The 12,160-nt window shown below is 36.6% G+C and carries 14 protein-coding genes and 2 pseudogenes; all 16 read left to right on the plus strand.

From position 1 onward, the window contains the following. The 16 genes and pseudogenes from AC1Q7N_RS04795 (at position 1) to AC1Q7N_RS04870 (ending at position 12,152) form a co-directional block, all read left to right on the plus strand. A complete protein-coding gene (locus AC1Q7N_RS04795) occupies positions 1–1,437 on the plus strand; it encodes a phage portal protein (protein WP_107511400.1) in 1,437 nt (478 codons plus the stop codon). Continuing rightward, a complete protein-coding gene (locus AC1Q7N_RS04800; protein ID WP_492712870.1) occupies positions 1,394–2,341 on the plus strand; it encodes a phage head morphogenesis protein in 948 nt (315 codons plus the stop codon). Before AC1Q7N_RS04795 ends, AC1Q7N_RS04800 begins: the two co-directional genes overlap by 44 nt. Before the next feature lie 93 nt (positions 2,342–2,434). Further along, entirely contained in the window at positions 2,435–3,028 is a 594-nt protein-coding gene (locus AC1Q7N_RS04805; protein ID WP_145376362.1) for a phage scaffolding protein, read from the plus strand. 17 nt (positions 3,029–3,045) lie between these two features. Continuing rightward, complete coding sequence (locus tag AC1Q7N_RS04810) at positions 3,046–3,876, plus strand: N4-gp56 family major capsid protein (protein ID WP_145376360.1); 831 nt, start codon at positions 3,046–3,048, stop codon at positions 3,874–3,876. Positions 3,877–3,892: 16 nt separating this feature from the next. After that, on the plus strand, positions 3,893–4,183 hold the full coding sequence (locus tag AC1Q7N_RS04815; protein WP_492712871.1) for a Rho termination factor N-terminal domain-containing protein: 291 nt from the start codon (positions 3,893–3,895) through the stop codon (positions 4,181–4,183). Then, positions 4,183–4,497 carry a phage head-tail connector protein gene (locus AC1Q7N_RS04820; RefSeq protein WP_145376356.1) on the plus strand — a complete coding sequence of 105 codons (315 nt, stop codon included), beginning with the start codon at positions 4,183–4,185 and terminating at the stop codon, positions 4,495–4,497. The genes AC1Q7N_RS04815 and AC1Q7N_RS04820 overlap by 1 nt, the downstream gene beginning before the upstream one ends. Then, complete coding sequence (locus AC1Q7N_RS04825; RefSeq protein ID WP_145376354.1) at positions 4,490–4,819, plus strand: phage head closure protein; 330 nt, start codon at positions 4,490–4,492, stop codon at positions 4,817–4,819. The genes AC1Q7N_RS04820 and AC1Q7N_RS04825 overlap by 8 nt, the downstream gene beginning before the upstream one ends. After that, positions 4,812–5,042 (plus strand): annotated as a pseudogene (locus tag AC1Q7N_RS04830) (HK97 gp10 family phage protein); the annotation flags it as partial. The gene AC1Q7N_RS04825 and the pseudogene AC1Q7N_RS04830, both read left to right, overlap by 8 nt. Positions 5,043–5,164: 122 nt before the next feature. After that, positions 5,165–5,836: a hypothetical protein gene (locus AC1Q7N_RS04835; RefSeq protein ID WP_032604354.1), complete on the plus strand. Its 672-nt coding sequence runs from the start codon at positions 5,165–5,167 to the stop codon at positions 5,834–5,836. 175 nt (positions 5,837–6,011) lie between these two features. Further along, positions 6,012–6,194, plus strand: a pseudogene (locus tag AC1Q7N_RS04840) (HK97 gp10 family phage protein); the annotation flags it as partial. Positions 6,195–6,206: 12 nt separating this feature from the next. Continuing rightward, the gene (locus AC1Q7N_RS04845; RefSeq protein ID WP_145376350.1) at positions 6,207–6,644 is read left to right on the plus strand and encodes a DUF3168 domain-containing protein; all 438 of its coding nucleotides are present in this window, start codon (positions 6,207–6,209) and stop codon (positions 6,642–6,644) included. Beyond that, positions 6,631–7,170: a phage tail protein gene (locus AC1Q7N_RS04850; protein WP_145376348.1), complete on the plus strand. Its 540-nt coding sequence runs from the start codon at positions 6,631–6,633 to the stop codon at positions 7,168–7,170. Before AC1Q7N_RS04845 ends, AC1Q7N_RS04850 begins: the two co-directional genes overlap by 14 nt. Before the next feature lie 61 nt (positions 7,171–7,231). Beyond that, positions 7,232–7,726 carry a tail assembly chaperone gene (locus tag AC1Q7N_RS04855; protein ID WP_145376346.1) on the plus strand — a complete coding sequence of 165 codons (495 nt, stop codon included), beginning with the start codon at positions 7,232–7,234 and terminating at the stop codon, positions 7,724–7,726. A gap of 62 nt (positions 7,727–7,788) precedes the next feature. Next, complete coding sequence (locus tag AC1Q7N_RS04860) at positions 7,789–8,091, plus strand: hypothetical protein (protein ID WP_145376344.1); 303 nt, start codon at positions 7,789–7,791, stop codon at positions 8,089–8,091. Positions 8,092–8,093: 2 nt separating this feature from the next. Beyond that, positions 8,094–11,198 (plus strand): terminase, encoded by a 3,105-nt coding sequence (locus tag AC1Q7N_RS04865; RefSeq protein ID WP_162158656.1) that lies wholly within the window; start codon positions 8,094–8,096, stop codon positions 11,196–11,198. 15 nt (positions 11,199–11,213) lie between these two features. After that, a complete protein-coding gene (locus AC1Q7N_RS04870; RefSeq protein WP_492712874.1) occupies positions 11,214–12,152 on the plus strand; it encodes a phage tail family protein in 939 nt (312 codons plus the stop codon). Positions 12,153–12,160: the final 8 nt, after the last annotated feature.

Raw genomic sequence — 12,160 nt, forward strand, 5'->3', positions numbered from 1 at the left:
GTGATTAGCATTAACTGGCCATGGGATAAACCATATCACGAACAAGTGGTAGAACAAATCAAACCGAAGTATGAAACGCAAGAAGAAATGATATTGCGCTTAGTTAGAGAGCATAAAGAGAATATAGACAATATCACAATGGGCGAAAGATATTATAATCATCACCCAGATATATTAGACGCTCCTTTCAAAAGAGATGTGAACGGCGACTACGACGAAACTAAACCAGACTGGCGCATGTATACTAACTACCATCAAAACTTAGTAGACCAGAAAGTAGCATATGCAGTTGCTAATCCTGTGACATTTGGTGTAGATAATGACAAAGCATTAAAACAAATACAACACACACTTAATCACAAGTGGGATGACAAATTAGTGGATATATTAACTGCTGCAAGTAATAAAGGTATCGAATGGGTTCAACCTTATGTAGATGAAGAGGGAGAATTTAAAACGTTTCGTGTACCTGCAGAACAAGCTGTACCTATTTGGACTAATAAAGAAAGAGATGAACTGCAAGCGTTTATCCGTGTATATGAATTAGACGGAGCAGAACGCGTTGAGTATTGGACTAAAGATGATGTGACATTCTATGAGTTGAAAGAAGGACAACTTATCCCTGATTTCTATCGTAGTGAAGATCATATACAACCTCATTATTATCAAGGTAATAAATTGATGAGTTGGGGACGTGTTCCTTTTATTCCGTTCAAGAACAACCCACAAGAAGTATCTGACTTATTCATGTATAAAACAATTATAGACGCGTTAGATAAGCGATTATCAGACACACAAAACACTTTTGATGAATCAGTAGAGTTAATCTATATCTTAAAAGGTTATGAAGGTGAAGATATGAAAGACTTCATGCATAACTTAAAATACTACAAAGCAATTAGTGTTGCAGGGGAAAGTGGTTCCGGTGTAGATACTATTAAAGTAGAAGTGCCTATCGACTCTGTTAAGGAATACACGAAGATGTTACGTGATTACATTATAGAGTTTGGTCAAGGTGTAGACTTCCAACAAGATAAGTTTGGTAATAGCCCTAGTGGTATAGCGCTCAAATTTATGTACAGTAACTTAGACTTGAAAGCTAATAAATTGAAGAATAAAACACTTACTGCATTACAAGAGTTGTTGCAGTACATTATCGACTTCTACAGATTAGATGTGAAAGTGCAAGACATCGAGATTACGTTCAACTTCAATGTAATGGTAAATGAGTTAGAAAACTCTCAAATTGCTATGAATTCTACAGGGCTATTATCTAAAGAAACTATTCTTTCTAACCATGCTTGGGTTGAAGATCCTGTGGCCGAAATGGAAAGAATAGAGCAAGAAAACATAGAACTCAATCAACAACTCCCTGACATTGAGGAGGGATTGAATGGCGAACAACAAAGACAATCCGAAAATAACCAATCAGAATGACATAGATAACTACATCGATAAACTGGTTAATCAAGCAGAGAAAGAAATCGAAATACTATTTGCTAAACGTTTGAAAGAAATCAAACAGATTATTGCGAATATGTACGAAAAGTACGATAGAGATGAACCGCAAGTAACGTGGACTGAATTTAATAAATACAACAGGCTCAACAAAGAACTTAATCGTATAGGACAGATGTTATCTCAAGACTACAGAGAAGTTGCTAAAGCTATTAAACAGTCGCAACAGAACGTCTATATGGAAAAGTACATGATGAGCCTATTTTTGTATGAAGTGGCAAGTCAAACGTCTATGAACTTTGATATACCTACTTCACAGACGATACAGACAGCAATTGAACAACCTATTGAGTTTATTAAGCTAGTCCCTACACTGCAGAAACATCGCGATGATACATTGAAACGTATTCGCATACACATAACACAAGGCATTATGAGTGGTGAGGGATATTCTAAGATAGCTAAAGCATTAAGAAACGATTTAGGTATGTCAAAAGCTCAATCAGTGCGTGTAGCTAGAACAGAAACAGGTCGTGCATTGTCACAAGCTGGATTAGATAGCGCAATGGTAGCTAAAGATAACGGACTTGATATGAAGAAACGTTGGTATGCTACTAAAGATACACGTACAAGAGGCACGCACAGACACTTAGACGGACAAACAGTAGGTATTGACGAAAACTTTCACTCAAGTGGTTGTGTAGGTCCTGCACCTAAATTATTTGTTGGTGTAGCTAGTGCAAAAGAGAATATTAACTGTCGTTGTAAGCTACTTTATTACATAGACAAAGACGAACTACCTACAACAATGAGAACTAAAGAAGATGGCGTAATACCTTTCACTAACTATAGAGAGTGGGAGAGAAATAAACGTAAACAGTAATCACTCGACCTTAGCACCGTCGTTAAAAGGCTTCTTTTTTATACAAATCTTTCGTGTCGTTACACGTAAAAAACGTAAAAGGAGCAATCAAATATGGACTTATACGCATTATTAGGGCAATTTAAAGACGGTGAAATTGATAAACAGAAAGTAATTGACGCTATTGATGAATCGAAATCAGGTATGGTACCACGTTCTCGTTTGAACGACAAGAACGCTGAAATCGATGAATTAAAAGCAGAGATTACTAACCGTGACGAACAAATTGCTAAATTACAAGACTCTGTAAAAGATGATAGCGAGTTACAAAAAGAACTCGACGAAGTAAAAAACCAAAACGCAGAGTGGCAAACTAAGTACCAAGAATCACAACTGAATAACGCTGTTAAGTTAGCTGTTGCGAAAGACGCAAACGACGCTGACGACATTCTAGCTTTCATCAATAAAGATGAGTTAGAACTACAAGATGACGGCAATGTAAAAGGGTTAGATAAAGCGATTGAGTCGCTTAAAGAGTCTAAGCCTTATTTATTTGTCGAAAGCAAACCAAGTGGACGCACACCTGATGGCGGTAAAAGCGTAAATGGTGGGTTAACACAAGAAGAATTTAATAACATGAGCGTTGCAGAAAGAACTAATCTATTTGTTAATGATAGAAAGACTTATGACGCTCTAATAAACAATTAGAAAAGAGGTTATAACATATGGCACAAGGAACAACAACTTTAAGTACACAAATCGTTCCAGAAGTATTAGCACCTATGATGCAAGCAGAATTAGATAAGAAGTTGAGATTTGCACAATTCGCAGATATCGACAGTACATTAGTAGGACAACCAGGTGACACTTTAACTTTCCCTGCATTTGTTTACAGTGGTGACGCTACAGTAGTACCTGAAGGGCAAAAAATTCCTGTAGATAAAATCGAAACTAACAGACGTGAAGCTAAAATTCATAAAATCGGTAAAGGTACTGATATTACTGATGAAGCTTTATTATCTGGTTATGGTGATCCACAAGGTGAAGCAGTACGTCAACATGGCTTGGCTATTGCTAATAAAGTAGACAACGACGTATTAGAAGCTTTACGAGGTACGAAATTAACAGTAAGTGGAGATATCGGCACATTAGCAGGTTTAGAAGCTGCTATTGATACATTTGACGATGAAGATTTAGAACCAATGGTATTATTCATTAACCCTAAAGACGCTGGCAAGTTACGTTCTAGTGCTTCTTCAAACTTCACTCGTGCAACTGAATTAGGCGATAACATTATCGTTAAAGGTGCATTTGGCGAAGCGTTAGGAGCTGTTATTGTACGTTCTAAGAAATTAGATGAGGGCGAAGCTATTTTAGCTAAACGTGGTGCAGTTAAATTAATCACTAAACGTGATTTCTTCTTAGAAACTGACCGTGATCCTTCAACTAAAACAACTGCTTTATACAGTGATAAACATTATGTAGCATACTTATATGATGAATCTAAAGCAGTTAAGGTTACTAAAGGCGCAGGAACTACAGACTCAGGCGCATAAAAGGAGGTAGTGACGTATGTATAAAGTAATCGAATACTTCACAGACTTACAAGATAACAACTACGAATATAACGTTGGAGATACGTTCCCTCGTAAAGGTTTAAATGTAAGTAATGAACGATTAACTGAACTATCCACAAAAGAGAACCGTCAAAACAAGCCCCTTATTGAGCGTGCAGAGAGCGACAAAGACTTAAAAGGTATGAAAGTATCAGAATTAAGAGAGCTCGCTAAAGAACGTGAAATAGAGGGTTTTTCTAGTATGAAAAAAGATGAACTCATCGAAGTATTAGGAAGTGTTGAGTAATGAACGCACAAGACGTTAAATTATTAAACAATCTCTCACTCGACGATACTTCAAATGACGAAACAATCGAATTACTTATTGAAAAGTATCTGAATGTAGCTGAAGAATATTGTAATCAAACATTCAATAGACATTCGTTACCTAGTAATGTGGAGAAATTTATTGCTAACTGTATCAAACAAGGTACGACTAGCAATGTTTCTTCGCGTACTATGGGAACTGTAAGCTACACATTCGTTACTGACCTACCTAAGGAAACATACGGTTACCTTAAACCATTTAGACGCTTACGTTGGACTGGTTATCATGCTTAATCCATTAGAAGAATTTCCTCATACAATCGAATTAGGCTCAAGAGAGGTTGTAGGAGAGTATCCACGTGAACAAGAGCGCTTTAAGAGCGAAAAAACAATACAAGGATTTATGGATACGCCTACTTCATCTGAACAACTCAAGTTTCATCAAATGAACCAATCATACGACAGAAACCTATATACGCCGTACAGCCTGCCAATAACTAACACAAACTTATTTAAATACAACGGTAAAACTTACGAAGTAGTAGGAGAACCTGTCGACCAAGGCGGACAACAAGAAATCAACTTAACAAGATTGAGAGAATGTCCTATTGGCTAAGGTTAAATACGGAAATTGGGATTTAGTTAAGGAACTTGAGGAGTTTGAAAAAGAAACGATTAGATGGGCTAAAAAAGGTATAGCCAAGACAACAACAATTATTCACAATTCAATAGTTAGTAACATGCCCGTTGATACCGGTTATCTTAGAGAAAGTGTTTCTATGGACTTTAAGAAGGACGGATTAACAGGCGTTATTAATATTGGTAGTGAATACGCGATAAAACGTATGTCGCAATTACTGGTAACAGTAATTTAAAAATCGAGCAAAATCGGTGGAAGTCTTTAAATATAAAGTTGTATGTTAATTACGGTACAGGTATAATGTATATGAGGTGGTTATATTTGGAACGTAATGATAAAGGGCAATTTGTAAAAGGTATGAACATCAAAGATAAAACGAACGAGAGGTTCGGAAGATTAACAGTCATTGGAATGTCGGATAAAAAATCTGGCAGAAAAACCTATTGGAATTGTCTGTGTGACTGTGGGAATAAAGTAACTGTGAGAAGTGATTCTTTAGGTACCACTAAATCATGTGGCTGTTTAAAAAAAGTGAAAGCTCCACTTAATCTAGGAAAAACTAATTTACATGGTTTAACTAAGCATCCAGTATACGGAAGATGGAATGCTATGATAAATAGATGTGAAAATCCTAACACATTAGCCTATAAAAATTACGGCGAACGTGGTATTAAAGTATGCGACGAATGGCACAATCTGAAAGAATTTATTCGTTGGAGCGAAGAAAATGGTTTTAGTGATAAATTAACTTTAGAAAGAATAGATGTTAATGGCAACTATGAACCGAAAAATTGTAAATGGATACCTATGGAAGAACAACATTATAATAAACGCACTTCTGTTTATCACACGTATAATGGAGTTACAAAAACTACAATGCAATGGGCTCATGAATTAAATATACCTTTACACAAAGTGTCAAACTACAAGAAAAACAATATACATTTTGTAGATTTGATTAGAGAATATAAAGACAACACCGAGGTAACTTAATAGATTGCGGAAGGCTATTAAGCACCGTAGAGCGTACCAGTTGAATAAATATAATACTGGCAAGAGTGTTCGACAACCAATAAAGGTTGTCTTTTTTATTGGTTGAAAATGTACGCCGAACTTACAGGCGACTGTAAGAAGTAAAGGATAAAAAGCCTTTACGATAACAAGATGATACGTGAATTACGGTACAGGGATATACGCAGTCGGTCCGGGTGGTAGTCGTGCAAAGAATATCCCGTGGCGTTACAAAGACGCAGACGGACATTGGCACACAACTAAAGGGCAACATGCACAACCTTTTTGGGAACCAGCAATTGATGAAGGTAGAGCGTTTTTCAATAAGTATTTTTCATAAGGTGGTTAAGATATGTGGGTATCAGTAGAACGGTATCTGTTTAACAAGATATATAACAAATTAAAAAGCAACCCTATCGTCAGTAAACAACTAGGCGGTAGGGTTTTTGATTGCGTTCAAAAAGACGCTGTTTACCCATATATCGTTGTGGGTGAAACAAACGTCACTAATAAAGAAACGACAACGAGTATGTTTGAAGATGTAGGCGTAACCCTACATGTGTATAGTCAAGCGAGAAATCGTGATGAAGCAGCACAAATCGTTCAGTTTTTAGGCTATGTGCTTAACACTGAATTTGAAATCGAACATTACTCATTTATTAAAAGTCGGATTGATACACAAGAAGTGATTACTGATATTGATCAGTACACGAAACACGGTATCATTCGGCTTGTTTTTAAATACAGACACAATACTTTACAAAGGAGTGTAACGAATGGCACAGAATAAATACATTGCAGCGCTACAAATTGCTGACAAAGATTTAGCGAGTCAGTTGAAAGAAGAAGATGCTATTCTGTTAGCTAGTTTAGCTGAAGGTGGACACACAATCAGTAATGATTTAGCTGAAATGATTACTGGTGGCAAAAAAGACTATAGCCGTAACTCTGTAGAAGAAGAAATCAAGTTAACTATTGACCGTGTACCTGGTGACAAAGGTCAAGAAGCTTTAAAAGAATCAGTTAAAAACTTCAAACAGTTACGTTTATGGATTTGGGAAGTTAAAAAACGTGATGGTAAACATCATGGTACTTTCGCTTATGTAATTGTAGAAGAACACGAATGGTCATTTGATGATGAAGATGACAAAATCGAAATCACTGCAAAAGTTAAATTTAACAGTGCAGATGGTTCTGTTGACTCACTTCCTCCTGAATGGCTTAACCCTAGTGCTTCTGCTCCAACAGTTGAATTTGAAGGTATGGGCGAATATTCCGGCTCATACGAAGATCGTACACCTAGTGCTGGTGCATAAGCTTTACGAGGGCATTAAGCCCTCTATTTTTTTGTACAAAATAACAGAAAGAGGTTAAAGAATGACTGAAAATACAATCAATCCTATTACTGAATTAGAAATTAATGGAGAAGAAGTCGAAGCTAAAGCGACTTTCTTATTCGATAAAGCGGCTAAGAAATTTGCTAAAGACGAGCAAGACGAAAATGGTAAAACAACTAAAGTGTCTGGTTTTAATGCTATCTATAACGGTATTTTAGAACGTGATCCAATCGCAATTGCAGACTTCTGGGAATGTGCAACAGCTTATCTAGGTAAGAATGCACCTAAACGTGAAGATATCGAAAGAACATTGATGGATGTTATCGAAGAAAAACAAGACTCTATCGAATTATTACAAGGTGCTTTGCAAGTTTTAAATCATAGTGGTTTTTTCAAGCAGAAATCACGTCTATTCTGGACACAAATGAACTCGGCTCCATCTATGGTGAAAGAAGAAGAGAAAGAGTCTACGAAGAACGGTATCGAGTTCATGAAGAACAATTACAAAGAAATCATGGGCGAGCTACCTTACTAGATTATTCGGAAATACGGCAGATAACCAGTCAATACATAGGCTATCTCCCTTATGATGAATTAATGAGTTTGACGCCTAATGAATGGAAAGACTGGGTTGTAGGTCGTAGATTGGCGTTACTTGATGAACAAGAAACTTTATTATTTGGTGCTCAAGCTAACGGTCTTGTACAAGCTGGTAAATCACTTAAACGATTACAGAAGCAGTTAGAGCGTGCAAGATACGAAGTACGTGGACAGTCAGAAGAATACGAACGTATGAAAGAACGTAAGTTAGCACATAACAAACGCATTAGAAATGTTCAGAAACAAGGTACACGACGCTTTATGAATTCATTACGTAATACTAGTCAAAGAGGAGGTTAGCTATGAACAAAAACTTTATGGCTCGTATATCGGCGATCATTACAGATTTCCAACGGAATATCAGAAAAGCTCAACGTATGGCAAAAACTGAAATACCCGATGAAATCGAAACACAAGTCGATGCCAACATAAGTAAATTTAAACGAGCCTTAAACACTGCAAAAGCAATGGCTCAACGTTGGCGAGAACATACCGTTGATATAGACGGTAACAACAACCCTATCAAACGAGCAATTGCAGTAGTTAAAGAGAAATTACAGCAATTAAGAGATAAAGAAGTAGATATTAAAGGTAACAACAACCCCTTAAAACGTTCAGTATTAGGTGCTAAAGCTATGCTTGCAACCTTACATGATAAAACGGTAAAAGTTAACTTTGATACAAGGGGAATGACAAGAGCTCAAGTATTAACTAGAGCTTTAAGTCAGTCTTTAGATGAATACGGCGACAAAATGGATAGATTAGCTACTCGTATTCGTACATTTGGTACTGTGTTTGGACAACAAATCAAAGGTGTGCTAATCGCTAGTTTTCAAGGTCTTATTCCTATTATAGCTGGTTTAGTACCCGCCATCATGGCAGTAGCTAACGCATTAGGCGTAGTTGCTGGTGGTGCATTAGGTGTAGCTGGTGCATTTGGTATTGCTGCAAGTGGTGCGTTTGCATTTGGTGCTATGGCAGTAAGCGCAATTAAGATGTTGAGTGATGGAACGTTAGAAGCAACAGCACAAACTAAACGTTATGAGGCTTCTTTAGAAGAAGTTCAATCAACATGGGAAAGTATTATCAAACAAAACCAAGCACAAATCTTCAATACGTTATCTAACGCTTTAGACACTGTTAACGTAGCTTTAGGGCGTATGAAACCATTCTTAGCAGGTATCTCTAAAGGAATGGAACAAGCGTCACAGAGTGTCTTAAAATGGGCTCAAAACAGTCAAACTGCTAGCAAATTCTTTAACATGATGAATACAACAGGTGTTAAGACATTCAACACATTATTAAGTGCTGCAGGACGTTTTGGTGACGGACTTATTAATGTATTCACTCAATTAGGTCCACTATTCTTATGGACTGCTAAAGGTTTAGATAATTTAGGTAAGAAGTTCCAAAACTGGGCTAACAGCATAGCAGGTCAGAACGCTATTAAGTCGTTTATTGAATACACTAAAACTAATTTACCTAAAATAGGTCAAATATTTGGCAATGTATTCATGGGTATTGGTAACTTGATGAAAGCGTTCGCTCAAAACAGTTCTAATATCTTTGATTGGCTAGTTAAAATGACTGCTAAGTTTAGAGAATGGTCTGAACAAGTTGGTAAATCTGAAGGGTTTAAAAAGTTTGTTCAGTATGTACAAGAGAATGGTCCAGTCATTATGGATCTAATCGGTAATATCGTAAGAGTGTTGGTTGCATTTGGCACTGCAATGGCACCAATAGCAAGTGTGATATTAAAAGTAGTAACAGCATTAGCTGGTTTCATAGCTAAGTTGTTTGAAACACACCCAGCTATAGCTCGAATGGTTGGTATAGGTATGATACTCGGTGGTATGTTGTGGGCTTTACTAGCACCAATCATCGCAGTAGGTACATTATTAGAAACATTCTTTAGTAGTAGTCTATTCAAAGCTATGACTAAAATGTTAGCTTTTGCTAGAAACACTCAAATACTTAGAAGTGCATTAAACTTAGTAAAAATAGCTTTCAGGCTCCTTATGAGCCCTATTAGTACAATTATGCGTATCTTACCTATGTTAAGTGGTGCTTTCCAAGCATTGGGTGTAGCTATAGGTGCGATTTCATGGCCTGTATTGGCTATCATAGGCGTTATCGTTGCTTTAATAGGTATTATTGTTTGGTTATGGAAAACAAACGAGAATTTCAGAAAAACTTGTGTTGAAGCTTGGAACACAATTAAAGATACGATAATGAACGCTGTAAAAACAGTGATTAACTGGTTTAATCAGTTCAGAGCGTCTATCGAACAAACGCTACAACCAATTATGCCTATCTTACAAATGTTAGGACAAGTTGCAAACCAAGTTCTCGGCTTCTTATTCATCAGCCTTATCAATGGTTTAGTAACTGCTTTCCAATCTCTTTGGACTGTGATTTCAGTAGTATTCACTGCGATAGGTGGAATACTACAAGCTGCTACGCAATTGATTTTCGGTTTGTTTACTGCATTAATACAGCTCCTTACCGGAGATTTTTCTGGCGCTTGGCTAACTTTACAAACTACGATTTCTAATGTAATGACTACGATTTGGAATACTTTAGTATCAATTTGGAACCAGATTTCTAACTTCATATTCAACGTTTTGAACAGAATACTTGGTACTAATATCACAAGTTGGAATCAAATTTGGTCTGTGATTTCAGGCGCAGTTACTAGAATTTGGAACACGGTGTCAAGTTGGTTTTCACGTGTAGTTTCAACCGTTGCTCAAAAAATGATGCAAGCACTCAGTCGTATCATTTCTGGTGGTGCACAATGGGTTTCAAGTATCATTTCTGCAATGAGTAGATTTTTACAAGCAGTAGTTAGTGGTTTCTTCAGAGTGGTTGGCGCTGTTGGAAATGGCATGACAACTGCATTAAATCGAGCTCGAAGTTTTATTGGAGGTTTCTTTCAAGCAGGTGTTGATATGATAGCTGGAATGATTAGAGGTATCGTTCAAAAAGCTAAAGATTTAGCAGCAGCTGCATGGAACGCTGCAAAAGGTGCATTGAACGCTGCAAAAAGTGCTTTGGATAGTCATTCTCCTTCTCGTAAATTCATACAACTAGGTAATGATAGTATGACTGGATTAGGTATGGGTATCTCTGAATATGCAGGAAAAGCTGCAAGAGAAAGTAAATTAGCGGCGTTAAAAGTTATGGATGCCTTCAACGCAGACTTAAAACCGGACTTTTTAGAAGAAGGATTGGCTGGTTTAGGAAATTCTTTCGATGCACATATGAGTAAAGACGTACGCCATAGCATGCAAGAGAACAATAAACCTATCGTCAACGTGACTGTTCGCAATGAGTCAGATATACCAGCTATTAAATCATACATTGAAGATTCCAACTCAAAAGACGCAAGTTTCGGATTATTTTAAAGGAGTGATTGTTAATTGATATTACATGATGTTGAGGTATACAAAAATAAAGAACGTTTGCGTATTAGTAACAATCGCTTTACTGGTACTGCGTTGAGAGTTGTTTCTTACGATGTTAAAGGTGCAGGCTATGACCGAAAGTTTGATGAAATTGATCGTGTTAACGGTAGATTTCATAATGCTACTAAAGAAGAAAAGAAAAGTATATCTATGACGGTTAGGTACGATGTAGAAAAGATAGCTTATGCTTCTCATTTAAAAGCGAACATACAAGCCATGCTAAGAGGTCATTTTTATCTTAGAGAATTAGCAGCATCTGAAAGTGAAATTAAATTCGAGAATATATTCGAACCTAAGGAACAATCTTTTGAACTAGAATATGTTGACGGTAGGCAGATACTTGTTGGCTTAGTTAATGAAGTGTCATTCGATACTACTAAAACGTCAGGTGAATTCACACTAGATTTCGAAACGATTGAATTACCATACTTTGAGAGTATTGGGTATAGTACAGATTTAGAAAAAGAGAGTGGTAATTTGAATAAATGGGGTATCCCAGACAAAAACCCGTTCAACACATCTCATAAAGAACGTAGATACACATTCTATGATACTAAAGTGGGCGATGTATATTACGGTGGTACAGCTGAAATAAATCAATTTAACCAAGATAGTGTTGTAGAAATGGTTCTAGGAGAAAACGTTAGCAAAAAAGATAGTGACGGTTTCAACTTCTACATGACACATAGCGACATTATGAAAATAAGTGGTTTAGAGTTGAAAGCAGGAGATGTTATAAAATTTGACGGTATCCATGTATATCGTAATAACTTACGTATTGATGATTACAACAAGACAAAACAACAACCTGTATTAACGCCTGGTTGGAACACTTTCCATACTACTAAGAAACTTCAAAAAATCACGTTTAAACACAAAAGATATTACTTGTAAGGAGGTTG

This window comes from Staphylococcus sp. GW823-FHT05F06, from assembly GCF_058795495.1.

Coding starts and splice junctions, on each gene's coding strand:
- AC1Q7N_RS04815 (WP_492712871.1), top strand. CDS start 3,893: ATGTATAAAGTAATCGAATACTTCACAGACTTACAAGATAACAACTAC.
- AC1Q7N_RS04860 (WP_145376344.1), top strand. CDS start 7,789: ATGAGTTTGACGCCTAATGAATGGAAAGACTGGGTTGTAGGTCGTAGA.
- AC1Q7N_RS04805 (WP_145376362.1), top strand. CDS start 2,435: ATGGACTTATACGCATTATTAGGGCAATTTAAAGACGGTGAAATTGAT.
- AC1Q7N_RS04825 (WP_145376354.1), top strand. CDS start 4,490: ATGCTTAATCCATTAGAAGAATTTCCTCATACAATCGAATTAGGCTCA.
- AC1Q7N_RS04820 (WP_145376356.1), top strand. CDS start 4,183: ATGAACGCACAAGACGTTAAATTATTAAACAATCTCTCACTCGACGAT.
- AC1Q7N_RS04800 (WP_492712870.1), top strand. CDS start 1,394: ATGGCGAACAACAAAGACAATCCGAAAATAACCAATCAGAATGACATA.
- AC1Q7N_RS04855 (WP_145376346.1), top strand. CDS start 7,232: ATGACTGAAAATACAATCAATCCTATTACTGAATTAGAAATTAATGGA.
- AC1Q7N_RS04845 (WP_145376350.1), top strand. CDS start 6,207: ATGTGGGTATCAGTAGAACGGTATCTGTTTAACAAGATATATAACAAA.
- AC1Q7N_RS04850 (WP_145376348.1), top strand. CDS start 6,631: ATGGCACAGAATAAATACATTGCAGCGCTACAAATTGCTGACAAAGAT.
- AC1Q7N_RS04810 (WP_145376360.1), top strand. CDS start 3,046: ATGGCACAAGGAACAACAACTTTAAGTACACAAATCGTTCCAGAAGTA.
- AC1Q7N_RS04865 (WP_162158656.1), top strand. CDS start 8,094: ATGAACAAAAACTTTATGGCTCGTATATCGGCGATCATTACAGATTTC.